Below are 535 nucleotides of genomic sequence, written 5' to 3'. Positions count from 1 at the left end.
TCCACTTCTTGATTTAAGTCCATTAGTTTTCCATACCACTGAGCTGCTTTGTCTAATTCTGCATTGAAGTAATAAGCATTACCTAATTTCTTAAACATATCAGGAGATTCGTATCCTTTGTTGGCTACTCTTTCATATATTTCTATAGCATCAATGTAGGCAAACTTGTCGTATTTTTTATCGGCTTTAGCTACTTGAACTTTTTGTCCAAATAACGATGCTGTACTAATTAATGCTACTGCTATTATAAATCTTATTTTCATATTTCTATAGTTTAGAAGAATCGTGGTGAAACTACTCTGTCATAATTGTTAAACAATTCGTATCTCAAGAAAATCTCATGTGAACCTGAGTTGTAATCGGCTAATTTTGTGGTTTCCATATCATATGCATATCCGATGAACCAATTTTCTGTGGCTTGAAATCCAACCATAGCACTCATGGCTGCACTCCATCTATAAGCTGCTCCAATGGTGAATTTTTCGTTGAATAAAAAGTTACCTGAAACATCCACTTGCAAAGGTGCTCCTTGAAC

1 protein-coding gene and 1 pseudogene are annotated in these 535 nt (G+C 34.6%); both read right to left on the bottom strand.

Translation table 11 applies throughout. From position 1 onward, the window contains the following. Positions 1 to 263: pseudogene (locus tag ACFO3U_RS07685) on the bottom strand (OmpA family protein); the annotation flags it as partial. Positions 264 to 274: 11 nt separating this feature from the next. Then, positions 275 to 535: type IX secretion system membrane protein PorP/SprF (locus ACFO3U_RS07680; protein ID WP_379740140.1), on the bottom strand; the 261-nt coding region annotated here is incomplete at its 5' end.

The organism is Flavobacterium ponti, from assembly GCF_042652765.1.
In the GTDB taxonomy this organism is placed as follows: domain Bacteria; phylum Bacteroidota; class Bacteroidia; order Flavobacteriales; family Flavobacteriaceae; genus Flavobacterium; species Flavobacterium ponti.
This window is presented reverse-complemented; position numbering and strand designations above follow the sequence as displayed.